Origin of the sequence: Streptomyces crystallinus, from assembly GCF_039521265.1 — a bacterium.
In the GTDB taxonomy this organism is placed as follows: Bacteria; Actinomycetota; Actinomycetes; order Streptomycetales; family Streptomycetaceae; genus Streptomyces; species Streptomyces crystallinus.
This window is the reverse complement of the sequence record NZ_BAAACA010000027.1, coordinates 1-23,538: the sequence shown is the minus strand read 5'-3', so window position 1 is coordinate 23,538 and position 23,538 is coordinate 1. Positions and strand designations below refer to the sequence as shown.

At 71.9% G+C, this 23,538-nt stretch carries 23 protein-coding genes and 1 pseudogene; 19 read left to right on the top strand and 5 right to left on the bottom strand.

The annotated features are described in order from the left end of the window. Window positions 1-80 precede the first annotated feature (80 nt). The 5 genes from argC to ABD236_RS21240 are packed head-to-tail and all read left to right on the top strand — an operon-like array spanning window position 81 to window position 4,911. On the top strand, window positions 81-1,112 hold the full coding sequence (gene argC, locus ABD236_RS21260) for an N-acetyl-gamma-glutamyl-phosphate reductase (RefSeq protein ID WP_344075496.1): 1,032 nt from the start codon (window positions 81-83) through the stop codon (window positions 1,110-1,112). Further along, window positions 1,109-2,266 carry a bifunctional glutamate N-acetyltransferase/amino-acid acetyltransferase ArgJ gene (argJ, locus tag ABD236_RS21255; RefSeq protein ID WP_344075494.1) on the top strand — a complete coding sequence of 386 codons (1,158 nt, stop codon included), beginning with the start codon at window positions 1,109-1,111 and terminating at the stop codon, window positions 2,264-2,266. Before argC ends, argJ begins: the two co-directional genes overlap by 4 nt. Next, the gene (gene argB / locus ABD236_RS21250) at window positions 2,263-3,168 is read left to right on the top strand and encodes an acetylglutamate kinase (RefSeq protein ID WP_344075491.1); all 906 of its coding nucleotides are present in this window, start codon (window positions 2,263-2,265) and stop codon (window positions 3,166-3,168) included. Before argJ ends, argB begins: the two co-directional genes overlap by 4 nt. Continuing rightward, complete coding sequence (locus ABD236_RS21245) at window positions 3,165-4,364, top strand: acetylornithine transaminase (protein ID WP_344075489.1); 1,200 nt, start codon at window positions 3,165-3,167, stop codon at window positions 4,362-4,364. The genes argB and ABD236_RS21245 overlap by 4 nt, the downstream gene beginning before the upstream one ends. A gap of 7 nt (window positions 4,365-4,371) precedes the next feature. Next, window positions 4,372-4,911, top strand: a complete 540-nt coding sequence (locus ABD236_RS21240; RefSeq protein WP_344075486.1) for an arginine repressor — start codon at window positions 4,372-4,374, stop codon at window positions 4,909-4,911. Window positions 4,912-4,925: 14 nt separating this feature from the next. Here ABD236_RS21240 and ABD236_RS21235 read toward each other — a convergent pair whose 3' ends face one another. After that, entirely contained in the window at window positions 4,926-5,636 is a 711-nt protein-coding gene (locus ABD236_RS21235) for a L,D-transpeptidase family protein (protein WP_344075549.1), read from the bottom strand. Between the two features lie 310 nt (window positions 5,637-5,946). Between ABD236_RS21235 and ABD236_RS21230 the strand changes: the two genes are divergently transcribed. The 3 genes from ABD236_RS21230 to lepB all read left to right on the top strand — a co-directional run bounded on the left by ABD236_RS21230 (window position 5,947) and on the right by lepB (window position 9,659). Next, entirely contained in the window at window positions 5,947-7,140 is a 1,194-nt protein-coding gene (locus tag ABD236_RS21230) for an argininosuccinate synthase (protein WP_344075484.1), read from the top strand. A gap of 81 nt (window positions 7,141-7,221) precedes the next feature. Continuing rightward, window positions 7,222-8,649, top strand: coding sequence for an argininosuccinate lyase (gene argH / locus ABD236_RS21225; protein ID WP_344075482.1), 1,428 nt, complete (start codon window positions 7,222-7,224; stop codon window positions 8,647-8,649). A gap of 128 nt (window positions 8,650-8,777) precedes the next feature. Next, complete coding sequence (gene lepB, locus ABD236_RS21220) at window positions 8,778-9,659, top strand: signal peptidase I (protein WP_344075547.1); 882 nt, start codon at window positions 8,778-8,780, stop codon at window positions 9,657-9,659. A 78-nt stretch (window positions 9,660-9,737) separates the two neighbouring features. On the opposite strand, the gene ABD236_RS21215 is transcribed toward lepB, so the two are convergent. Continuing rightward, entirely contained in the window at window positions 9,738-10,244 is a 507-nt protein-coding gene (locus ABD236_RS21215; protein WP_344075479.1) for a DinB family protein, read from the bottom strand. Between the two features lie 117 nt (window positions 10,245-10,361). Between ABD236_RS21215 and ABD236_RS21210 the strand changes: the two genes are divergently transcribed. Together ABD236_RS21210 and ABD236_RS21205 are read left to right on the top strand one after the other, a co-directional pair. Further along, complete coding sequence (locus ABD236_RS21210) at window positions 10,362-10,913, top strand: TetR/AcrR family transcriptional regulator (protein WP_344075477.1); 552 nt, start codon at window positions 10,362-10,364, stop codon at window positions 10,911-10,913. Beyond that, window positions 10,910-12,454, top strand: a complete 1,545-nt coding sequence (locus ABD236_RS21205) for an MFS transporter (protein ID WP_344075475.1) — start codon at window positions 10,910-10,912, stop codon at window positions 12,452-12,454. Before ABD236_RS21210 ends, ABD236_RS21205 begins: the two co-directional genes overlap by 4 nt. Before the next feature lie 174 nt (window positions 12,455-12,628). Here ABD236_RS21205 and ABD236_RS21200 read toward each other — a convergent pair whose 3' ends face one another. After that, the gene (locus ABD236_RS21200) at window positions 12,629-13,300 is read right to left on the bottom strand and encodes a lysophospholipid acyltransferase family protein (RefSeq protein ID WP_344075473.1); all 672 of its coding nucleotides are present in this window, start codon (window positions 13,298-13,300) and stop codon (window positions 12,629-12,631) included. 268 nt (window positions 13,301-13,568) lie between these two features. Between ABD236_RS21200 and ABD236_RS21195 the strand changes: the two genes are divergently transcribed. From ABD236_RS21195 to ABD236_RS21185, 3 genes are all read left to right on the top strand, one after another. Next, window positions 13,569-14,735: a glycerophosphodiester phosphodiesterase gene (locus tag ABD236_RS21195; protein ID WP_344075470.1), complete on the top strand. Its 1,167-nt coding sequence runs from the start codon at window positions 13,569-13,571 to the stop codon at window positions 14,733-14,735. An 89-nt stretch (window positions 14,736-14,824) separates the two neighbouring features. Next, window positions 14,825-15,319, top strand: coding sequence for a sigma-70 RNA polymerase sigma factor region 4 domain-containing protein (locus ABD236_RS21190; protein WP_079125792.1), 495 nt, complete (start codon window positions 14,825-14,827; stop codon window positions 15,317-15,319). 36 nt (window positions 15,320-15,355) lie between these two features. Further along, window positions 15,356-15,859, top strand: a complete 504-nt coding sequence (locus ABD236_RS21185; RefSeq protein WP_344075467.1) for a GNAT family N-acetyltransferase — start codon at window positions 15,356-15,358, stop codon at window positions 15,857-15,859. Window positions 15,860-15,988: 129 nt separating this feature from the next. Here the strand turns inward: ABD236_RS21185 and ABD236_RS21180 are convergent, their stop codons facing one another. Together ABD236_RS21180 and ABD236_RS21175 are read right to left on the bottom strand one after the other, a co-directional pair. Then, entirely contained in the window at window positions 15,989-16,426 is a 438-nt protein-coding gene (locus ABD236_RS21180; RefSeq protein ID WP_344075465.1) for a hypothetical protein, read from the bottom strand. Window positions 16,427-16,428: 2 nt separating this feature from the next. Next, entirely contained in the window at window positions 16,429-16,788 is a 360-nt protein-coding gene (locus ABD236_RS21175) for a hypothetical protein (protein WP_344075463.1), read from the bottom strand. 537 nt (window positions 16,789-17,325) lie between these two features. Here ABD236_RS21175 and ABD236_RS21170 point away from each other — a divergent pair. The 6 genes and pseudogenes from ABD236_RS21170 to ABD236_RS21145 all read left to right on the top strand — a co-directional run. Then, complete coding sequence (locus tag ABD236_RS21170) at window positions 17,326-18,405, top strand: methionine ABC transporter ATP-binding protein (protein ID WP_344075460.1); 1,080 nt, start codon at window positions 17,326-17,328, stop codon at window positions 18,403-18,405. Further along, a complete protein-coding gene (locus tag ABD236_RS21165; protein ID WP_344075458.1) occupies window positions 18,402-19,070 on the top strand; it encodes a methionine ABC transporter permease in 669 nt (222 codons plus the stop codon). The genes ABD236_RS21170 and ABD236_RS21165 overlap by 4 nt, the downstream gene beginning before the upstream one ends. Window positions 19,071-19,139: 69 nt before the next feature. Continuing rightward, window positions 19,140-20,003 carry a MetQ/NlpA family ABC transporter substrate-binding protein gene (locus ABD236_RS21160; protein WP_344075455.1) on the top strand — a complete coding sequence of 288 codons (864 nt, stop codon included), beginning with the start codon at window positions 19,140-19,142 and terminating at the stop codon, window positions 20,001-20,003. Between the two features lie 166 nt (window positions 20,004-20,169). Further along, a complete protein-coding gene (locus ABD236_RS21155; protein ID WP_344075453.1) occupies window positions 20,170-20,826 on the top strand; it encodes a GNAT family N-acetyltransferase in 657 nt (218 codons plus the stop codon). A 112-nt stretch (window positions 20,827-20,938) separates the two neighbouring features. Beyond that, window positions 20,939-22,156 (top strand): precorrin-6y C5,15-methyltransferase (decarboxylating) subunit CbiE, encoded by a 1,218-nt coding sequence (gene cbiE, locus ABD236_RS21150; RefSeq protein ID WP_344075451.1) that lies wholly within the window; start codon window positions 20,939-20,941, stop codon window positions 22,154-22,156. 336 nt (window positions 22,157-22,492) lie between these two features. Further along, window positions 22,493-23,538: pseudogene (locus ABD236_RS21145) on the top strand (nicotinate-nucleotide--dimethylbenzimidazole phosphoribosyltransferase); the annotation flags it as partial.

The window sequence follows — 23,538 nt, the reverse complement described above, 5'->3', positions numbered from 1 at the left end:
CGGGCCGGGGGCGGGCGGAAACGACCTTTGCATAAAACTGCATAGCTGCGTATAGTCATGCCATCGACGAGGAGGCTTCGATGGCGGTACGAGCGGCAGTGGCCGGGGCGAGCGGGTATGCGGGCGGGGAGCTGCTGCGACTGCTCCTCGCGCACCCGGACGTCGAGATCGGCGCCCTGACCGGGAACACCAACGCCGGGCAGCGGCTCGGCGCGCTCCAGCCGCATCTGCTGCCGCTGGCCGGGCGGGTGCTCGAGCCCACCACCGTGGAGGTGCTGGCGCGCGACCACGACGTGGTCTTCCTGGCGCTGCCGCACGGCCAGTCCGCCGCCGTCGCCGCGCAGCTCGGTGACGACGTGCTGGTCGTCGACATGGGCGCCGACTTCCGGCTGAAGGACGCCGCCGACTGGGAGAGGTTCTACGGCTCGCCGCACGCCGGCACCTGGCCCTACGGGCTGCCCGAACTGCCGGGCGGCCGCGCCGCGCTGGAGGGGTCCAAGCGCATCGCGGTCCCCGGTTGCTACCCCACCGCCGTCTCGCTCGCGCTGTTCCCGGCGTACGGGAGCGGCCTGGCCGAGCCCGAGGCCGTGATCGTCGCCGCCTCCGGCACCTCCGGCGCGGGCAAGGCGGCCAAGCCCCATCTGCTCGGCAGCGAGGTGATGGGGTCGATGTCGCCGTACGGCGTCGGCGGCGGCCACCGGCACACCCCGGAGATGATCCAGAACCTGAGCGCGGCCGCCGGGGAGCGGGTCACCGTCTCCTTCACGCCGACCCTCGCCCCCATGCCCCGGGGCATCCTCGCCACCTGCTCCGCCAAGGCGAGGCCGGGGGTCACCGGGGAGGCCGTGCGGGCGGCGTACCAGAAGGCGTTCGCCGACGAGCCGTTCGTCCATCTGCTCCCCGAGGGGCAGTGGCCCGCCACCGCGTCCGTGTACGGCTCCAACGCCGTGCAGATCCAGGTCGCGTACGACGAGAGCGCCCACCGGATCGTGGTGGTCGCCGCCGTCGACAACCTGACCAAGGGCACCGCGGGCGCCGCGGTGCAGAGCATGAACATCGCCCTGGGGATCGACGAGACCACGGGCCTGACCACGACAGGAGTTGCGCCGTGAGCGTGACGGCAGCCAAGGGGTTCACGGCGGCGGGCATCGCCGCCGGGATCAAGGAGAACGGCAACCCGGACCTGGCCCTGGTGGTCAACAACGGGCCGCGCCGAGCCGCCGCGGGCGTCTTCACCTCCAACCGCGTCAAGGCCGCCCCGGTCCTGTGGTCCGAGCAGGTCCTCAAGGGCGGCGCGGTCACCGCCGTCGTCCTCAACTCCGGTGGCGCCAACGCCTGTACGGGTCCGCAGGGCTTCCAGGACACCCACGCCACCGCCGAGAAGGCGGCCGAGGTCCTCGACGGGCACAGCGCGGGCGAGGTCGCCGTCGCGTCCACCGGGCTCATCGGGGTGACCCTGCCGATGGACAAGCTGCTGCCGGGCCTGGAGAAGGCCGCGGCCGAGCTCTCCGCGCACGGCGGCGAGAAGGCCGCCATCGCCATCAAGACCACCGACACCGTCCACAAGACGTCCGTCGTCACCCGAGGCGGCTGGACGGTGGGCGGCATGGCCAAGGGCGCCGGCATGCTCGCCCCGGGCCTGGCCACCATGCTCGTGGTCCTCACCACCGACGCCGACCTGGACGCCCCGGTCCTGGACCGCGCCCTGCGCGAGGCCACCCGGACCACCTTCGACCGGGTCGACTCCGACGGCTGTATGTCCACCAACGACACCGTGCTGCTGCTCGCCTCGGGCGCCTCCGAAGTGACGCCCGGGTACGCGGAGTTCGCCGAGGCCGTACGGACGGTCTGCGACGACCTCGCACGCCAGCTCATCGGCGACGCCGAGGGCGCCAGCAAGGACATCCGCATCGAGGTGGTGAACGCCGCGAGCGAGGCGGACGCCGTCGAGGTCGGGCGCTCCATCGCCCGCAACAACCTCCTCAAGTGCGCCATCCACGGCGAGGACCCCAACTGGGGCCGGGTGCTCTCCGCCATCGGCACCACCGGCGCCGCCTTCGAGCCCGATCGGCTCAACGTCGCCATCAACGGCGTCTGGGTCTGCAGGAACGGCTCGTTCGGCGAGGACCGCGACCTCGTCGACATGCGCTACCGGGAGGTCCGTATCACCGCCGACCTCGCCGCCGGGACCGCCGAGCCCGTCGTCATCTGGGCCAACGACCTCACCGCCGACTACGTCCACGAGAACAGCGCGTACAGCTCATGAGCACGCGAAAGCACACCGCGCTCCCCAAGGCCCGCATCCTCATCGAGGCGCTGCCCTGGCTGACCCGCCACCACGGGAAGACCGTCGTCATCAAGTTCGGCGGCAACGCCATGGTGGACGAGGCGCTCAAGGCCGCCTTCGCCCAGGACGTCGTCTTCCTGCGGCACGCCGGGCTCAAGCCCGTGGTGGTGCACGGGGGCGGCCCCCAGATCAGCGCCCAGCTCGACAAGCACGGCCTGGTCAGCGAGTTCAAGGCGGGCCTGCGCGTCACCACCCCGGAGGCCATGGACGTCGTACGGATGGTGCTCGCCGGGCAGGTCCAGCGCGAGCTCGTCGGGCTGCTCAACCAGCACGGCCCGCTCGCCGTCGGGATGACCGGCGAGGACGCGCACACGATAACCGCCACCCAGCACCGGCCCGAGATCGACGGCGAGCTCGTCGACATCGGCCGGGTCGGTGAGATCACCGCGATCGACACCGGTGCCATCGAGGCCCTCCTGGAGGACGGCCGGATCCCGGTCATCTCCTCGATCGCCCGCTCCCAGGACGACGGACATGTCTACAACGTCAATGCTGATACGGCGGCTGCGGCTCTTGCGGCTGCGCTGGGCGCCGAGACCCTGATGGTCCTGACCGACGTCGAGGGCCTGTACGAGGACTGGCCGCACAGCGACGAGGTCATCAGCAGGCTCACCGCGAGCCAGCTGGAGCGGCTGCTGCCCGACCTCTCCAGCGGCATGGTCCCCAAGATGGAGGGCTGTCTGTTCGCCGTGCGCAACGGCGTCACCACCGCGCGCGTGATCGACGGCCGGGTCCCGCACTCCATCCTTCTCGAGATCTTCACGGACGAGGGCATCGGCACCATGGTCGTGCCCGACAAGCAGCAGGGGGAACCCCAGTGACCGGTCAGGAGCTGGCCCAGCGCTGGCAGCGGGTCATGACGGACAACTACGGCACCCCGGGCCTGGCGCTGGTGCGCGGCGCGGGCGCCAAGGTGTGGGACGCGGACGGCACCGAGTACACCGACTTCGTCGGCGGTATCGCGGTCAACGCCCTCGGCCACGGCCACCCGGCCGTCGTCGAGGCCGTGTCCCGCCAGATCGCCTCGCTCGGCCACGTCTCCAACCTGTTCATCGCCGAGCCGCCGGTGGCGCTCGCCGAGCGGCTGACCGAGCTGTTCGGGCGCTCCGGCCGGGTCTTCTTCTGCAACTCGGGCGCCGAGGCCAACGAGGCCGCCTTCAAGATCGGCCGGCTGACCGGGCGCGGCCACATGGTCGCCACCGAAGGCGGCTTCCACGGCCGGACGATGGGCGCGCTCTCCCTCACCGGCCAGCCCAAGAAGCAGGAGCCCTTCCGGCCGCTGCCGGGCGAGGTGACGCATGTGCCGTACGGGGACGCCGAGGCGCTGCGGGCCGCGGTCACCGAGGAGACCGCGCTGGTGGTCATCGAGCCCATCCAGGGCGAGAACGGCGTGGTCGTCCCGCCCAAGGGCTATCTGCGGGCGGCCCGGGAGATCACCGAGGCCACCGGCACCCTGCTGGTCCTGGACGAGGTGCAGACCGGGGTGGGCCGCACCGGCACCTGGTTCGCGTACCAGCAGCACGAGGGCGTGCTGCCCGACCTCGTCACCCTCGCCAAGGGCCTCGGCGGCGGTCTGCCCATCGGCGCCACCGTCGCCTTCGGCCCGGCCGCCGACCTGCTGACGCCCGGTCAGCACGGCACCACCTTCGGCGGGAACCCGGTGGCGTGCGCGGCCGGGCTCGCCGTCCTGGACACGCTCGGCGCCGACGGCGCCCTCGACCGGGTGAAGCGGCTGGGCGAGCGGCTGCGGGACGGAATCGAGGCGCTGGCACACCCGCTGGTCTCCCATGTCCGTGGCGCGGGGCTGCTGCTGGGTATCGTGCTCACCGAGGCCGTCGCCGCCAAGGTGCAGCGCGCGGCCCAGGATGCCGGCTTCCTGGTCAACGCGCCCGCCCCCGATGTCGTACGGCTCATGCCGCCGCTGATCATCGGTGACGCGGAGGTGGACGCGTTCCTCCGGGCGCTGCCCGGTGTCCTCGCAGCGGTGACCAACGGGGACGGACGATCCGGAGAATGAGACGACGATGACCGACGAGGCGCAGGACTTCGAGCCGGGCGGCCCCGCCGTACCGCAGACCCGCACCGCCCGCCACCGCCGGATCGTGGACATCCTCAACCGGCAGCCGGTGCGGTCCCAGAGCCAGCTCGCCAAGCTGCTCGCGGACGACGGGCTGAGCGTCACCCAGGCGACGCTCTCCCGCGACCTCGACGAGCTGGGCGCGGTGAAGATCCGCAACACCGGCGGCGAGCTGATCTACGCGGTGCCCAGCGAGGGCGGCTTCCGCACGCCCAAGGCCCCCCTCGGCGAGTCGGCCAAGGAGGAGCGGATGCGCCGGCTCTCCGCGGAGCTGCTGATCTCCGCGGAGGCCTCCGCCAACCTGGTGGTGCTGCGTACGCCGCCGGGCGCCGCCCAGTTCCTCGCTTCGGCCATCGACCAGGCCGAACTGCACGACATCCTCGGCACGATCGCGGGGGACGACACCCTGATGCTGATCAGCCGCGACCCGGCGGGCGGCCAGGCCCTGGCGGACCATCTGCTGCGCCTGGCGCAGAACGACCGCTAGATCCCGCTCACGGCTCAGTAACGAGTGATCGCGGTCGGCCCGGACGCCGTGCCGATCGCGATGTGGGGGTGCTTGGCCGGGTCCGCCCAGGCCAGGATGGCGGCCATCGCGTCCGCCGGGACGGAGACACAACCGGCCGTCGCCCCCTTCCCGTTGACGTGCAGGAAGATTCCCGCACCCCGCCCGCGCACCGGCTGGTCGTAGTTGAACCCGACCACCAGGGCGCGGGCGTACTGCGTGGGGAACGCGGTGATCTGCTCCGACTCGCTCGCGCGGCAGTCCGCGGGCAGGCCCTCCACCCAGCGGTTGTACGACTGCGAGGCGGTGTCCTCGCACCACCAGGACTTCGCCGTGGCACGGCGGTAGCTGTACCGGGTGCCCTGGGGCGCGGCCGTGGTGCCGAACGCGTACGGCAGGTCGTAGAGGCCGGTCGGGGTGGTGCTGGTGCTCTGTTTGCGGGCGGTGCCCTCGACCAGGCCGTTGGCGCCGAACCTGGCCTCGGCGCGGCCCACCGCCACCCACAGCGGCCCGCGCCTGTCCCACCAGGTCACCCGGCCCGTGGTGGAGCCGAGGGAGGGGGCCTCGGCGGTGATCAGCTGGGTCCCGCCGCCGGTGTCGGCCATCCGGTTGGGCAGGTGCGGCGAGGGGAACGGGCGGGAGTCGGCCGCGGCGGCCGGGGCCGCGAGCGCGAGCAGGGCCGCGCCGAGTGCGAGAGCGGTACGCATCATGCCCGAGACCGTACGCGGCCCACCCGTTGACGTCCTCCCGGGGGCCGAACCGTTACCCCGGCGGTGTGGTTCTCCGCAGACCGGTGGCCTCTTCTCGCGCAGTTCCCCGCGCCCCTAAAGCGCCCCTCCGGGGCGATCGCGGGTTGGGCGCCCCGGAGGGGCGCACTTGAGGGGCGCGGGGAACTGCGCGACCAGCCACCCACTCCGCCGCAGACAAAGGCCGGGCCCCAATCGCCGTCTCGTTGACAAAACATACGGAGCACTGCATAGTTATACCCATCACCGAATGCACCGTAAGGAGAAACCCGTGACCGAGCGCGTCGTACTCGCCTACTCGGGCGGTCTGGACACCTCCGTCGCCATCGGCTGGATCGCCGAGGAGACGGGCGCCGAGGTCATCGCCGTCGCCGTGGACGTCGGCCAGGGCGGCGAGGACCTGGACGTCATCCGCAAGCGCGCGCTCGCCTGCGGTGCCGTCGAGGCCGAGGTCGCGGACGCGAAGGACGAGTTCGCCGACGAGTACTGCCTCCCGGCGATCAAGGCCAACGCCCTGTACATGGACCGCTACCCGCTGGTCTCCGCCCTCTCCCGGCCGACCATCGTCAAGCACCTGGTGGCCGCCGCCCAGAAGCACGGCGCCACCGTCGTCGCCCACGGCTGCACCGGCAAGGGCAACGACCAGGTCCGCTTCGAGGCCGGTATCGCCGCGCTCGGCCCCGACCTGAAGTGCATCGCCCCGGTCCGTGACTACGCGATGACCCGGGACAAGGCGATCGCCTTCTGCGAGGCCAAGAACCTCCCCATCGCCACCACCAAGAAGTCGCCGTACTCGATCGACCAGAACGTCTTCGGGCGTGCCGTCGAGACCGGCTTCCTGGAGGACATCTGGAACGCGCCGATCGAGGACATCTACGAGTACACCTCGAACCCGGCCGAGCCGCGCGAGGCCGACGAGGTCGTCATCTCCTTCAAGGAAGGCGTCCCGGTCGCCCTCGACGGCAAGCCCGTCACCGTGCTCCAGGCCATCCAGCAGCTCAACGAGCGGGCCGGCGCCCAGGGCATCGGCCGGATCGACATGGTCGAGGACCGGCTCGTGGGCATCAAGTCCCGTGAGGTGTACGAGGCGCCCGGCGCGATCGCGCTGATCACCGCCCACCAGGAGCTGGAGAACGTCACCGTCGAGCGCGAACTGGCCCGCTACAAGCGGCAGGTCGAGCAGCGCTGGGGCGAGATGGTCTACGACGGCCTGTGGTTCTCCCCGCTCAAGCGGGCCCTGGACGGCTTCATCAACGAGGCCAACCAGCACGTCACCGGCGACATCCGGATGACCCTGCACGGCGGCCGCGCCGTGGTCACCGGCCGCAGGTCCGAGGAGTCGCTGTACGACTTCAACCTCGCCACCTACGACTCGGGCGACACCTTCGACCAGTCCAAGGCGCAGGGCTTCATCGAGATCTTCGGCCTCTCCTCGAAGATCGCCGCCAAGCGTGACCTCGCCTGACCCGAGTCGTTCACAGCCGCCTCCCCGTACCTCCGCGGCGGGGAGGCGGCCGCATATCCACCCTTGTGAGGAGCAACAGCTGTGAGCAGCAACAACGGTGACGTCCGGCTCTGGGGCGGCCGCTTCGCCGACGGTCCGGCCGAGGCGCTGGCGAAGCTGTCCGCGTCGGTCCACTTCGACTGGCGCCTCGCCCCGTACGACATCGCCGGATCCCGCGCCCACGCGCGCGTGCTGCACAAGGCGGGCCTGCTCACGGCCGACGAGCTCCAGCGCATGACCGAGGGCCTGGACCTGCTGGAGGCCGACGTCGCCGACGGCTCCTTCACCGGCACCATCGCCGACGAGGACGTCCACACCGCCCTGGAGCGGGGCCTGCTGGAGCGGCTCGGCCCCGACCTCGGCGGCAAGCTGCGGGCCGGCCGCTCCCGCAACGACCAGGTCGCCACGCTCTTCCGGATGTATCTGCGCGACCACGCCCGGATCATCGCCGGGCTGCTGGCCGAGCTCCAGGACGCCCTGGTCGGGCTCGCCGAGGCGCACCCGGACGTGGCCATGCCCGGCCGCACCCACCTCCAGCACGCCCAGCCGGTCCTCTTCGCCCACCACGTCCTGGCCCACGTCCAGTCCCTGTCCCGGGACGCCGAGCGGCTGCGGCAGTGGGACGGGCGCACGGCGGTCTCGCCGTACGGGTCGGGCGCGCTGGCGGGCAGCAGCCTGGGCCTGGACCCCGAGGCGGTCGCCGCCGACCTCGGCTTCGAGCACGGCAGCGCCGCCAACTCCATCGACGGCACGGCCTCCCGCGACTTCGTCGCGGAGTTCGCCTTCATCACCGCGATGATCGGCGTCAATCTCTCCCGGATCGCCGAGGAGGTCATCATCTGGAACACGAAGGAGTTCTCCTTCGTCACCCTGCACGACGCCTTCTCCACCGGCTCCTCGATCATGCCGCAGAAGAAGAACCCGGACATCGCGGAGCTCGCGCGCGGCAAGTCCGGCCGGCTCATCGGCAATCTGACCGGTCTGCTGGCGACGCTGAAGGCGCTGCCGCTCGCGTACAACCGCGACCTCCAGGAGGACAAGGAGCCGGTCTTCGACTCCTGCGACCAGCTGGAGGTGCTGCTGCCCGCGTTCACCGGGATGATGGCGACCCTCACGGTCAACCGGGAGCGCATGGAGGAACTCGCGCCCGCGGGCTTCTCGCTCGCCACCGACATCGCGGAGTGGCTGGTCAAGCAGGGCGTGCCGTTCCGGGTGGCGCACGAGGTCGCGGGGGAGTGCGTCAAGGTCTGCGAAGCGCGGGGCATCGAGCTCGACGAGCTCACCGACGAGCAGTTCGCCGAGATCTCCGGGCATCTGACGCCCGAGGTGCGGACCGTCCTGAACGTGCCCGGCGCGCTCGCCTCCCGCGACGGCCGCGGCGGCACCGCCCCCTCGGCCGTCGCCGTCCAACTCGCCGAGGTCAAGGCCGATCTGGCCGTCCAGCACGCCTGGGCCGACGCCAAGAAGTGAGATACGGGTACGGGGTGTGCGCGCCGCGCATGCCCCGTACGGATGGACTGCGCCGCCGATGTCGATCAGCGGCACCCGTTTCGTGCGACCATGGTTCCTTCGGCGGTGAGGGAGTGGACGTGGGGGACGTGGCGGTCGGCGCGCAAGAAGGACACGGGGAGGCCGAGCGGCCCCAGGAGGGCCCGCTGGGACCCGAGGGGCCGACGGCGGCGCCCGAGGCGGTGGCCGACGGGACGGCCGACGGCGAGACCGCGCCCAAGGCCGCCAAGCAGCGCTCCTTCTGGAAGGAGCTGCCGCTGCTCATCGGTATCGCGCTGATCCTCGCGCTGCTGATCAAGACGTTCCTGGTGCAGGCGTTCTCGATCCCCTCGGACTCGATGCAGAACACCCTCCAGCGCGGCGACCGCGTCCTGGTCGACAAGCTGACCCCGTGGTTCGGCTCCGAGCCGGAGCGCGGCGAGGTCGTCGTCTTCCACGACCCCGGCAACTGGCTGGAGGGCGAGCCCACCCCGCAGCCCAACGCCATCCAGAAGGTCCTCAGCTTCGTGGGTCTGATGCCGTCGGCCGAGGAGAAGGACCTGATCAAGCGGGTCGTCGCGGTGGGCGGCGACACCGTCGAGTGCAAGGGCACCGGCCCCCTCAAGGTCAACGGCAAGGCCCTGAACGAGCCGTACATCTTCGCCGGGAACACCCCTTGCAGCACCGACCCCGAGAGCCAGTTCAAGATCACCGTGCCCAAGGGCCGGATCTGGGTCATGGGCGACCACCGGCAGAACTCGGCCGACTCCCGCTACCACCAGGAGCAGCCGGGCGGCGGCTCGGTGCCGGTCGACAAGGTCGTGGGGCGCGCGCTCGTCATCGCCTGGCCCCTCAACCGCTGGGACACGCTGCCGGTGCCGAGCACCTTCGGCCAGCCGGGCATCGGCACGGTCGCGTCGGCGGCTCCGGGGACGCTGGGCGCCCTCGGCGCGGCGGCGGTCTTCGTGGTGCGCAGGCGGAAGCGCCGCTAAGGGGCGCGGGGGACTGCGCGACCAGCCACAGACGGCCCGCAGTCGCCTCACCTCATCACCGCATCCCCAGCGGAGCGCTCACGCCCCTACTGTTCCGTCGATCCCCTCGCGCAGGAAGTCGGCGTGGCCGTTGTGGCGGGCGTACTCCAGCGTCACATGCACCATCACCAGCCGCAGGGAGAGGTCGGTGTCCCACCGGGCGGAGTGGACGACCGTGTCCAGCGACTCGGCCTCGCGCTCGATGCGGCGGGAGTGCTCGACCTCGGCCTGCCACCGCTCGAACGCCTCGGCCCGGGTGGCGCCGCTCGCGTCGTACGCCACCTGGTAGTCGTCCACGTCCGAGTAGACCAGCGTGATGTCCTCGCCGGCCACGACCTTGCGGAACCAGGTGCGCTCGACCTCGGCCATGTGCCGGACCAGTCCCAGCAGCGAGAGCGTCGACGGCGGCATGGACCGCGTGCGCAGCTCCTCGTCCGTCAGGCCCTCGCACTTCATGGCGAGCGTGGCGCGGTGGTAGTCGAGGAACGCCCGCAGGGTCTCGCGCTCACCGGCGAGCAGGGGCGGCGGCACGCGGTTGTCGGTCACTTCGGGTTCCTTCCGAGGGTGTGGACGGGCCGCCGGACAGGCTAGTGAGTGACCGGGCCGCGGGTCGACAGCATTTCGAATGAGACACTGGCGTCTCATTCGGTCTATGGTTGTCTCATGACTGTGGACCGCGACCAGGTGCTGCGTACGGCGGCCGCCCTGCTCTCCCGCAAAGCGACCGCCACGATGGACGAGGTGGCCCGTGCCGCCGGGATCGGTCGCGCCACCCTGCACCGCCACTTCGCCGGGCGCGACGCGCTGGTCAGGGCGCTGGAGGACTTCGGCATCCAGCGGTTCGAGGCCGCCCTGGACGCGGCCCGGCTGGACGAGGGGCCCGCCCCCGACGCGCTGCGCCGGCTGCTCGCCGAGGTGGAGCCCGCGGCCGGGCTGCTCGCCTTCCTGGTCACCGAGAACCAGCTCTTCGAGGGCGACCAGATGAACGAGGGCTGGGCCCGGCTGGACGCACGCGTCTCCGCCCTCTTCCGGCGCGGCCAGGAGCAGGGCGACTTCCGGATCGACCTCACCCCCGCCTGGCTCACCGAGGCCCTGTACGGCCTGATCGGCACCTGCGCCTGGGCCGTCCAGGTCGGCCGGGTGGCCGCCAACGACTTCCAGTACATGATCGTCGAGTTGCTGCTCGGCGGAGCGCGACGGAGCGTGGAGAAATGACCAGTACCGACAGCCGGACCGAGTCCGTGCACGAGGTGCGCCACCCGGGCCGCTGGCTGGCCCTGGCCGTGCTCGTGCTGGCCGTGCTCCTCGTCGCGGTCGACGCGACCGTGCTGGGCCTGGCCACCCCGTTCCTCAGCGAGGACCTGAAGCCGTCCGGGCCGCAGCTGCTGTGGATCGGCGACGTCTACTCGTTCGTCATCGCGGGTCTGCTCGTCTCGATGGGCAGCCTGGGCGACCGGATCGGCCGCAAGCGGCTGCTGCTCTGCGGCGCGGTGGCCTTCGGCGCGGTCTCGGTGCTCAACGCGTACGCCTCCAGCCCCGAGATGATGATCGCGGCGCGGGCGCTGCTCGGCGTCGCGGGCGCGACCCTGATGCCGTCCACCCTGGCGCTGATCCGCAACATCTTCCACGACCCCCGCGAGCGCAGCCTCGCGGTCGGCATCTGGGGCGCCGCGGCCTCGGCGGGCGCCGCCGTGGGACCGGTGGTCGGCGGCTTCCTGCTGGAGAACTTCTGGTGGGGCTCGGTCTTCCTGATCAACCTGCCCGTGATGGCGGTGCTGGTGCTCGTCGGCGTCAAGCTGCTGCCGGAGTCGCGCGACCCGAACCCCGGCCCCTGGGACCTCGTCAGCGTGCTGCTCTCGCTGGTCGGCATGGTCGCGATCGTATACGCGGTGAAGGAGGCGGCGGTCAACGGCTTCGGGCTGGAGATCGCTGTGGTGGCCGCGGTGGGTGTCCTGGCGCTCGTCTGGTTCGTACGCCGCCAGCTCACCCTGGAATCGCCGCTGCTGGACATGCGGCTCTTCCACCACCGGGGCTTCTCCGGCGCGGTCCTGGCCGACCTGCTGACCATTCTGGGCCTGTCCGGCCTGGTGTTCTTCCTCTCCCAGTTCCTCCAACTGGTCCAGGTGCGCTCGCCGTTGGAGGCCGGGCTGATCGAACTGCCCGCGGCCGTGGGCGCGGTGGGCGCCGGGCTCGCGGCGGGGTACGTGGCCCGCCGGGCCTCGGTGCGCAGCGCGGTCGCCACGGGGCTCGCGGCGGTCGGCGCGGCCCTGGCGGCCTGTATGGCGATATCCGCCGACACCGGGGTCGTCGCGCTCGGCATCGCCCTGTTCGTGGGCGGCCTCGGCGCCGGTCTCGCCTTCACGGTCACGGCCGACGTGATCCTCTCCAGCGTGCCCAAGGAGCAGGCGGGGGCGGCGTCGGCGGTCTCCGAGACGGCGTACGAGCTGGGCGCGGCGCTCGGCATCGCGCTGCTCGGCTCCGTGGTGACGGGCATCTACCGGGGCTTCACCGCCCCGGCCGACCTGCCCGCCGGCGTCTCCGACGCCGCCCACGACTCACTCGGCGGCGCGGTGGAGGTGGCCGCGCGGCTCCCGGCCGAGCAGGCGGCCCCCATGCTGTCCGCCGCCCGGGAGGCGTTCACGGACGGCTTCCAGACGGCGGCGGCGGTCGGCAGCGCGGTGCTGTTCGCGACGGCGGTGGCGGCGTGGTTCCTGCTGCGGGGCCAGCGCCTGGAGGAGGGCCTGGAGCACCCGTAACCCGTCCGGGGCGCGCCTCCCCTCTGGCCCGGGCCACGGCCCCCTCAGGGGCGCGGGGAACTGCGCGCCCAGCCCGAGACGGCCCGCAGCCGAAGGACTACTTGAGTCCAGGCTGCGGGCCGTCTGTGGCTGGTCGCGCAGTTCCCCGCGCCCCTACAAACACAAAACCGGCGGCTACGCCGCCTTCGCCTTCGTGGCGTACATGTCGACGTACTCCTGGCCGGACAGCCGCATGACCTCCGCCATCACCGAGTCCGTGACGGCCCGCAGGACGTAGCGGTCCCGGTCCATCCCCTCGTACCGCGAGAACTCCATCGGCTCGCCGAAGCGGACCGTCACCCTGCCGGGCCGCGGCAGCCCCGCCCCACCGGGCTGGATCTTGTCCGTGCCGATCATGGCGAACGGCACGACCGGCGCGCCGGTCATCAGGGTCAGCCGGGCGATGCCGGTGCGGCCGCGGTAGAGCCGGCCGTCGGGGGAGCGGGTGCCCTCGGGGTAGATGCTGAAGACCTTGCCCTCCTCGAGCACCTGACGTCCGGTCATCAGCGCCGCGACGCCGCCGTGGCCGCCGTCGCGGTTCACCGGGATCATGCCGACGCCGCTGAAGAACCAGGCCATCAGCCGGCCCTTGACGCCCTTGCCCGTGACGTACTCGTCCTTGCCGATGAAGTACACCGGCCGGTCCAGACAGACCGGCATGATCATGGAGTCGATGAAGGTCAGATGGTTGCCCGCGAGGATGACCGGACCCGTGCCGGGGATGTTCTCGGCGCCCTCCACCCGCGGACGGAACATCAGGCGCATGATCGGTCCGAGCACTGCCTTGATGAGCGCGAGACGGGACAACGCTTCCTCCGGTGTCGTGGGCCTGACGGGTCCGCGCGGCAGAACGAGGTCCGCGCAGGTGAGGACGATACTCGCGGGTCGCCTCTGATCGCACATCGGGTTCATGGAGTGGATACGCGATGTTGACGTGTGTTCGCGCCACGTTCGGTCCTCGTTGGCCGCGGGGGCTCCCCTCCTTAAAGGGCGTACGCCTACGCTCGTCCCCTCGCGTTGACAGGTGCGGAACAGGCCTTCGACGCGGCAGAACACCACTTCACTAGGAGCGTTTATGACACAGGGTGAGCGGATGAGCCCCGGGCGGCGCACCGTGCTCGGCGCGGCGGTTCTGGGCACGGCGGCCGCCGGGCTGCCCGCCGCGACCGCGAGCGCGCAGCCGGCGCGGGGGCACGGTGACGCGCGCCGCCACGGCTCGTACAAGGACCTGCCGGTCCCGTACGTGATCGGGCACCGCGGCACCGCCGGATACCGGCCCGAGCACACCCTCGGCTCCTACCAGCACGCCCTGGACCTCGGCGCCCATGTGATCGAGCAGGACCTCGTCCCCACCAAGGACGGGCATCTGGTCTGCCGCCACGAGAACGACATCACCGCCACCACGGACGTCGCCGAGCGCCGTGAGTTCGCCGGGCGCAAGGCCACCAAGACCATCGACGGCACCTCCGTCACCGGCTGGTTCACCGAGGACTTCACGCTCGCCGAGCTGAAGACCCTGCGGGCCAAGGAGCGGCTGCCCGCCGTGCGCCAGCGCAACACGCTCTACGACGGCCGCTGGGACGTGCCCACCTTCGAGGAGGTCCTCCAGTGGGCCGAGCGCGAGGGCCGCCGTCTGGGCCGGCGCGTCTGGCTGCACACCGAGACCAAGCACCCCACGTACTTCCGCGGCATCGGGCTGCCCCTGGAGGACCGGGTCGCGAAGCTGCTGCGCCGGTACGGACGCCACCGCCTCGACTCCCCGCAGTTCCTCCAGTCGTTCGAGCCGAGCAGCATCCAGCGGCTGAGCCGGCTGGTGGACACCCCCTCGGTGGTGCTGCTGTCCGGCGCCGGCTCCAAGCCGTGGGACTTCGTGGCGAGCGGCGACCCGCGCACCACCGACGACCTGGTCAAGCCCGAGGGCCTGAAGTGGATCGCCTCGTACGCGCAGGGCATCGGGCCGACCCTGGACCTGATCATCCCCAAGGACGCGGCGGGCCGGCTCACCAAGCCGACCACGCTGGTCGCTAACGCCCACGCGCACGGGCTCGTCCTGCACCCGTACACGATGCGCAACGAGAACACCTTCCTGCCCGCGGACTTCCGGCGGGGCACCGACCCGAACGCGTACGGGGACGTGTTCGGGGCGTTCAGGACGTACTTCGCCACCGGGATCGACGCGGTGTTCTCGGACAACGCGGACACGGCGCTGCTCGCCGCGGCGGATTTCCGGTCCAAGAGCTAGGGAAAACGCATACGCGTGCGGTTCTCACGTACGGGTGACAAGCGGCCGCCGTCGAAACCGTCCTCGGCGGCGGTCGCGTCCCGCCCGGCATGGACCTCGTCAAAGAGCTGAGCCCGCTGCTGGCCGCCGAGGCCGCCGCGGAGGCGCCGGGCGCCGGAGTCGACCCCGCGGACCTGGAACAGGACGTCTGGGTGCGGCTCCTCGAAATCCGTCCGGCGGACCCGGTGCCCTGGGTGCGCTGGGCCGTTCGGGCGGAAGTCAGACGGGCCCGCCGACGGGCGCGGCGCGAGCTGCCGTTCGCCGCGGAACCGGCCGCCGACCCGGAATCAGGCCCGGAACGCACGGTTCTGAGCGAGGAGCTGAGCCGTGCTCTGCGTACGGCCGTGGCCAGGACTCCGGGGAACTGCCCACGTCTGCTGACCGCACTTCTGTCGCCCAGCGACCCCACCTACCGAGAAATCGCAGGGGAGTTGGATATCTCACAGGGGAGTCTGGGGCCGATGCGTTCCCGTTGCCTGGGATGCCTGCGCAGAATGCTCGCGGCGGAGGTTGCGGCTCCTGGCCTGCGGGGAATGGAGCGTTAGACAACCGGCGGACGGGTGAGCGGAAGGCATGCACACATGGGCATGAGCGTGACCATCTCGGCGGCGCGTGAAGGCGACTGCGAGCAGATCCTCAAGCTGCAGTACCTCTGCTATCAGAGCGAGGCGGAGCTCTACGGCGACTACTCCATCGAGCCGCTCACCCAGACGCTCGACGGTCTGCGCAGCGAGCTGGACGACGGGTACGCGCTGGTGGCGCGGCTCGGTGACGAGGTGGTCGCCTCGGTCAGAGGCAGCGTGGACGCGTCGGGCACCGGCCGGATCGACAAGCTGATCGTGCACCCCAGGATGCAGGGGCACGGTCTGGGCAGCCGGCTGCTGAGCGCCATAGAGGAGCACTTCGCCGGGCAGCTGTCGGCCAAGCGGTTCCGGCTCTTCACGGGGCATCGCAGCGAGTCGAACCTGCGGCTGTACCGCAAGCACGGGTACGCGCCGGTCGCGACGGAGGCGCTGAGGCCTGGGCTGTCCCTGGTCACCCTGGAGAAGGACGCGTCGGCCAGGGAGTTCGTGGCCAGCGCGTAGCGCTCCGCGGCGCCCGGCCTTTGTCCGCGGGTGTGTGGTGGGTTGCTCGCGCAGTTCCCCGCGCCCCTAGGTACCTAGGGGCGCGGGGAACTGCGCGACCAGCCACAGACGGCCCGCAGGCAAACGACCTCAGGCGGCAGCCCGATTGCGCCGCAGCCACAGCATCCCGAGCACCGGCAGGATCACCGGGATGAGCAGATAGCCCGCTCCGTAGTCCGACCAGACCGTCGCGTCGGGGAACGCGGACTTGTCCGCCAGCGTCCACGTGCCGACGGTCAGGACGAAGACCAGCTCGGCCGCGCAGCACACCAGCGCCGTGCGCCGCAGCCGCTCGCCGCCGCGTACCAGCGAGAACGTGATGAACCCGTACACCACGGCCGCCACGGCCGACAGGACGTACGCCAGCGGGGCCTTGCCGAAGTCCTGGATCATCTGGACGATCGAGCGGGAGGCGGCGGCCACGGTGAACACACCGTAGAACCAGACCAGTACACGGCCGGGACCGCTGCCCAGGCGCTTGCCGTCGGACTCGTTCCGCCCGGTGGACCCGGTGGTGGACTCGGCCACGGTCACCCTCCCCAGATGTCGTAGAGACGCACTTCGAGCACCGCGAGCACCACCGCGCCGGCCGAGACCGTCACCGAGCCCCACTTGGACCGCTCGCTCAGCGACAGCAGTCCGGCCGCCGGGACGGCCGCGAAGGAGCCGACCAGATAGGCGATGAAGATCGCCATGCTCTGGTCCGGCCGCTCGCCGCGTCCCAGCTGGACGACGCCGACCACCAGCTGCGCCAGGGCCAGCACGGAGACCACGGCCATGCCGATGAAGTGCCAGTCCTTGGTGGGCTGGTCCCGGTAGGCGGCGAAGCCGCACCAGGCGGCGAGGGCGAGCGCGGCGGCGGCGACCGCGACCGTCAGGGCGTCAAGCATGAGAACGAGCGTATTACGGCCCGAACCGCCCGCCGCGCGCGGCCCGGGGCCGGACCGGCGGGACAGTGGGGGCCGCCGTGGCCTTGACCACAGGAGGCGGTCGCCCGGCGGGTGGCGGCAGCTGTCGCAGGTGGGGCCGGGCTCGCCGTATCGGCCCAGGCCAGAGGGGTGGGAGGGGAGCGGGTGGGGTGTCCGGGCCGCCCCGGGGGCGTCCGTATGGCGGGCCGATGCTGTCCGGAATCCGGACAGCCCTGATCCGCTCTTCGCTCCTTCTGCTTTACTTCATGCATGACCACGACGAGCAGCCGCACCCTTGCGACCGAGGCGATGAACACGCCCGGTGCTCGTTGTCTGTGTCGAATGTGCGCCTTCTGAGGGCCCCCGCCTGAGCCTCGCGCCCCGAAGCGAGACCCATGAGCCATGCCCGCGCACGCCATGCCTCCCGGTTACCACCGATGTGGCTGTGACGCGTCCCGAACACGAATGCCCCGTGCCCGGCGGACACCGCGCCGCGCACTCGACAGTGACGGAAATCCTGTGATCACCACTACGGGCCTCACCAAGGTCTACCAGTCGCGCGGCCGTGAGGTCACCGCCCTGGACGGCGTAGATCTCCATGTCCGCGAGGGCGAGGTCTTCGGCGTCATCGGCCAGAGCGGCGCCGGCAAGTCCTCCCTCATCCGCTGCGTCAACCTGCTGGAGCGGCCGACCACCGGCACGGTGACCGTCGACGGCGTCGACCTCACCGCCCTCGCCGGGCGCGGCCGGCGCGCCGGCAAGGAGCTGCGCCAGGCGCGCAGCCGTATCGGCATGGTCTTCCAGCACTTCAACCTGCTCTCCGCGCGCACCGTGCAGGCCAACATCGAGCTGCCCCTGGAGATCCTCGGCGTCTCCGGCAAGGAGCGCTCCCGCAAGGCCCTGGAGCTGCTCGACCTGGTCGGCCTCGCCGACAAGGCCAAGGCCTACCCCGCCCAGCTCTCCGGCGGCCAGAAGCAGCGCGTAGGCATCGCCCGCGCCCTGGCCGGCGACCCCAAGGTGCTGCTCTCCGACGAGGCGACCAGCGCGCTCGACCCGGAGACCACCCGCTCCATCCTCCAGCTGCTGCGCGACCTCAACCAGCAGCTGGGCCTCACCGTCCTGCTCATCACCCACGAGATGGACGTCGTCAAGACGGTGTGCGACTCGGCCGCGCTGATGAAGCGCGGGAAGATCGTCGAGACGGGCACGGTCGGCGAACTGCTCGCCACCCCCGGCTCCGAGCTCGCCGCCGAGCTGTTCCCGGTGACCGGCGAGGCCACCGGCCCCGAGCGGACCGTCGTCGACGTGACCTTCCACGGCGAGTCCGCCACCCAGCCGGTCATCTCGCAGCTGGCGCGCACGTACAACGTCGACGTCTCGATCCTCGGCGCCGCGATGGACACCGTCGGCGGCCGGCAGATCGGCCGGATGCGCATCGAGCTGCCCGGACGGTACGAGGAGAACGTCGTCCCGGTCGGCTTCCTGCGCGAGCAGGGCCTCCAGGTCGACGTGGTCGAGCCCGGCGAGACGGCCGAGGCCGCAGCAGACATCCCGGCGCAGGCGCAGGCCGCCGCCCTGGTCAAGGAAGGTGCCAAGTGAGCTGGTCCGAGATGCAGCCGCTGCTGTCGCAGGGAACCATCGACACCCTCTACATGGTGCTCTGGTCCAGCCTGGTCACCGTCGCGGGCGGACTGCCGCTGGGGGTGCTGCTCGTCCTGACCGACAAGGGCGGCCTGCTCCAGAACCGGCCGGTGAACAAGGTCATCGGCGTGATCGTGAACATCGGCCGCTCGATGCCGTTCATCATCCTGCTGATCGCGCTGATCCCCTTCACCACCTGGGTGGTCGGCACCTTCATCGGCCCCACCGCGATGATCGTGCCGCTCGCCGTCGGCGCCATCCCGTTCTTCGCCCGGCTGGTGGAGACCGCGATCCGCGAGGTCGACCACGGGCTCGTCGAGGCCGTCCAGTCGATGGGCGGCTCCATCTGGACCATCGTCCGCAAGGTGCTGCTCCCGCAGGCCCTGCCCTCGCTGGTGGCCGCGCTCACCACCACCGTGATCACCCTGGTCAGCTACTCGGCGATGGCCGGCGCGGTCGGCGGCGAGGGCCTCGGCTCCAAGGCCATCACCTACGGCTTCCAGCGCTTCGAGACCCCGTTCATGCTCGTCACCGTCGGTGTGCTCATCGCCATCGTCACCGTGGTCCAGCTGATCGGCGACGGCGCCGTGCGCCTGCTGGCCCGCCGGGGCCGCACCTCCTGAACCTCCTCCGTCAGAGCCCGCACTCCTTGTCCGGGCGACCACCCGCACCACCAGAAAGAGGCACTTTTCGTGCGTAAGAACATCAAGCTCACCGCCGCTGCCGCCGCCACCGCCGCGCTCGCTCTCGGCCTCACCGCCTGCGGCACGTCCTCCGACCCGAAGTCCTCGTCCGCCAAGGGCGCTTCGGCCGACCCCAGCAAGGCGCTCGTCGTCGCGGCGTCCCCGACCCCGCACGCCGACATCCTGAACTTCGTCAAGAAGAACCTGGCGGAGAAGGCCGGACTCAAGCTGGAGGTCAAGGAGTTCACGGACTACGTCCTGCCGAACACCGCCACCCAGCAGGGCCAGGTCGACGCCAACTTCTTCCAGCACAAGCCGTACCTGGACGACTTCAACAAGAAGAACCACACGACGATCGTCCCGGTCGTCAACGTGGAGCTGGAGCCCCTCGGCCTCTACTCCAAGAAGGTCAAGTCGGCCAAGGAGATCACCTCCGGCCAGACGGTCGCCGTCCCCAACGACACCACCAACGAGGGCCGCGCGCTCCAGCTGCTCGCGGGCAACGGCCTGATCACCCTCAAGGACGGCGTCGGCACCTCCGCCAAGCTCTCCGACATCAAGGACAGCAAGGGCCTGAAGTTCAAGGAGATCGAGGCCGCCACGCTGCCGCGCGCCCTCAACGACGTCGACGCCGCGGTCATCAACGGCAACTACGCCATCGAGGCCAAGCTCAGCCCGGCCAAGGACGCGCTCGTCCTGGAGAAGGCGGACGGCAACCCGTACGCCAACTTCCTCGCCGTCAAGCAGGGCAACGAGGCCGACCCGCGGATCCAGAAGCTGGCCAAGCTGCTGAACTCCGACGAGGTCAAGAAGTTCATCCAGGACAAGTACCAGGGCTCGGTCGTCCCGTCCTTCGGCGCCGTCAAGTCCTGACCCGCACCGGCCAGTTCCGGCCACCGCTTTCGGGCCCCGCACACCGCTCGGTGGGCGGGGCCCGGGCGTGCCCGGCCGCCCCGGGGCCCGCCCCCCGGCCATGCACATCCCCGCGCCGATGCTGCATGCTGTGCCTTTACGGCCTGACGACCCGTCCCCCCCCGGCATGGAGCGGAACATGACTAGCCCGACCCCGGTGTTCCCGGACATCTCCATCAGCACCGACCGGCTGGTGCTGCGCGCCTTCGACGAGGACGACATCCCGGCGCACATCGAGATGATGAACGACGAGCACGTCATCGCCTGGACCTCCGTGCCCCACCCCTACACGGCCCGCGACGCCCTGGAGTTCGTACGGCTGCACGCGCCCGCCGAGCGCACCTCGGGGCGCGGCATCGTCTTCGCCGTCACCGAGTTCCTCACCCAGCGCCTGGTCGGCGTCGTCCATCTGCAGAACACCAACTGGCGCACCCTGGCCACCGAGGTCGGCTATGTCATCGCCCCCTGGGCGCGCGGCGAGGGCTATGCCACCGAGGCCGTGCTCGCCGCCGCGCAGTGGCTCTTCCGGGACCAGCGCTTCGAGCGCATCGAGCTGCGCACCGCCGCCGACAACACCGCCTCCCAGCAGGTCGCCCAGAAGATCGGCTGCATCAGCGAGGGCGTGCTGCGCAACGCCTGGATAGCGCGGACCCAGACGGAGGACGGCGGCTGGGCGGACTTCCGCACCGACCTGATCGTGTGGAGCCTGCTCCCCGAGGACCTCGACGGCGTCGCCGACCAGCTCGCGGACGCCGGGTACGCCTCCTTCGCCGACTGGAACTGACCGGGGCCCGCCCCGCTCACCCGGCCCGCCCCGCGCCGCACCAGGTACCCTCACCCTGGCCGGGCCCACCGCGGCCGCCCCGACCTGCGACAACTCCTGGAGACTGACGACGATGGCCGACCGCGTGACGGTGATCGGCTGGGACGGCTCGCCGCTCACCTCGGCGGCCCGGTCCGCGCTGTCCGCCGCCACCCTGGTGGCCGGCGCCGCCCACCACCTGGCGCTGCCCGAGGTGCCGCCGCGCGCCGAGCGGATCCGGCTCGGCAGCGTCGACCTCGCCGCCCGCCGTATCGCCGGCCACCGCGGCAGCGCGGTCGTCCTGGCCGACGGGGACCCCGGGTTCTTCGGCGTCGTCCGCACCCTGCGCGCCCCCGAGCACGGCCTGGAGGTCGAGGTGGTGCCCGCCGTCTCGGCCGTCGCCGCCGCCTTCGCCCGGGCCGGGATGCCCTGGGACGACGCCCAGATCGTCGTGGCCCACCGCCGTACCCTGCGCCGCGCCGTCAACGTGTGCCGGGCGCACACCAAGGTCGCCGTCCTCACCTCGCCGGGCGCCGGGCCCGCCGAGCTCGCCCTGCTCCTCGAGGGCGTCCACCGCACCTTCGTCATCTGCGAGGAACTCGGCAGCGAGCGCGAGCAGGTCACCGTCCTGACCTCCGACAAGGTCGCCGACCACGCCTGGCGCGACCCCAATCTCGTCATAGTGATCGGCGGCGGCCAGGGCCCGGTGGCGGGCGCCGGCTGGATCGCCGGACGCGACCCCGGCTATCCGCAGCAGGTGCGCGGCTGGGCGCTGCCCGCGCACGCGTATGGGGAGGGGCTCGGCGCGGGCGAGTCCGCCGATCTGCGCGCCGCCCAGCTGGCCCGGCTCGGCCCGCGCACCGGCGACCTCGTCTGGGACATCGGCTGCGGCACCGGCGCGCTGTCCGTGGAGGCCGCCCGGTTCGGCGCCGCCGTCATCGCCGTCGACGCCGAGCCGGACGCCTGCGCCCGCACCGAGGCCGCGGCCCGCGGCTTCGGCGTCCAGCTCCAGGTGGTCGCGGGCCGCGCCCCGCACGTACTGGAGTCGCTGCCCGAGCCCGACGTGGTGCGCGTCGGCGGCGGGGGAGCGGAGGTCGTCGCCGCCTGCGCCGACCGCCGCCCCGAGCGGATCGTCGCGCACGCCGCCACCCGGGACGGCGCCGAGGCGATCGGCGCGGCCCTCGAAGCCGGCGGCTACGACGTGGAGTGCGCCCTCCTCCAGTCCGTGGACCTGGACACGAGCGCCTGGTCGGAACGCGAACGCTCGGTCGCATTCCTGCTCTCCGGAAGGCGCCGGGAAAGGTCCCCGTGATCTCTCCGGCGTGTCGTCCGGGGTAGGCTGGCCGACTGTTGTACCGCACCGGGCCGTTCGGCGCTACGTTCGTCAATGTCCGGATTGGGGAACCGGTTTGGGGCCCTGTCGCGGTACGTCGGATCCCGGGGGAGCGCAACGTGGCGCACCCCACACGTTCCGTGGCCGAGACGGGGCGCCAGGTCGGCGATCTCCCGCGACAATGCTTTGTGTTCGCGGGCCGTTCGCACCGCGCGGCGTGCCCGCTCGTTCTCGTTGACGGGTGCGGGCGCTCGTTGCGTGGGGCGGTCCCCGGGCGCATGCCGAAGAAGCACTACAGATGGGCGAGGGGTACGCATGACTGACACCGGCCAGGTCCCGGGCGAGGGGCTGCCTCAGGACGCGGGCATGGTGGAGCAGCCGGGCGTCCCCGCTCCCGGCGCGTACACCTTCCTCGACCCCTCCGACGGTTCGGCGCTCGGCGCGGACGACGACGACCTCCTGCTGATGCCCGGCGCCCAGGGCGCCTGGATCGACCCGCAGTCCGCGCCCGCGCCGCTCGCGGCCCCCGCGCCGGCGCCCGCCGCCCCCGCCGTGGAGCAGCCCGTCGAGCCCGGCGCCCACGAGGCCGGCGGCCGTGACTCCGGCTCGGTGGACCTGGGCGCCGTGCGCACCCCGGCCGCCGCCCCGGCCGTGACGCCCCCGACCGCCCGCCGCCCGCTGCACATGGGCCCGCCGGTCCCGGACGCCACCGGCGGTGTCGTACGGTCGCTGGCCGACCGGGGTCCCGCCGCCGGAGCCCCCGCGAACCCGGCCCCGGCGCGCACCCCGGGCCCGCCGACCACCGGCCCCGAGTACCTGGACGTGCCCCGCGAGGAAACCGCCCCGCCGGTGCCCGCCCCCCAGTTGAGCGAGCTCCCGCCGCAGGGCGCGACGCCGTGGGAGTCCGTGGCGCCGCAGGAGGCCGCCCAGGCCCCGGCGCCGCAGCCCGAGCCGCAGCCGGCCCAGCAGGTCCGGCAGCCCGAGCCCATGGCCGCCGAGGCAGTTGCGCCGCAGGAGGTCCAGCCCCAGCAGCCTCTTGCGCAGCAGGAACCTCAGCAGTCGGTGAACGGCCTGGTCAGCGCCGCAGAAACGGTCGTCCCGGAAGAGCTCGCTCCGGTCGGCGCGCCCGCGCACGCGCCCGTTCACGCCGTCGCCGCCGAGCAGCCGTCGCCCGTCGAGGCGCCGCTGTCGCCGGTGATGCCGGTGGTGGCCACCCCGGCCGTACAGCCGCCCGCCGTCGGTCAGTTCGTGCCGGTGGAGGGCTCGGTTCCGACCGGGCCGCATCTGGCCCCCTCCCCGGTGGAGCCGGTCGCGGCCCCGGTCGCCGAGGCACCCGCCGCCGTGCCCGCGCCCGTCACGCC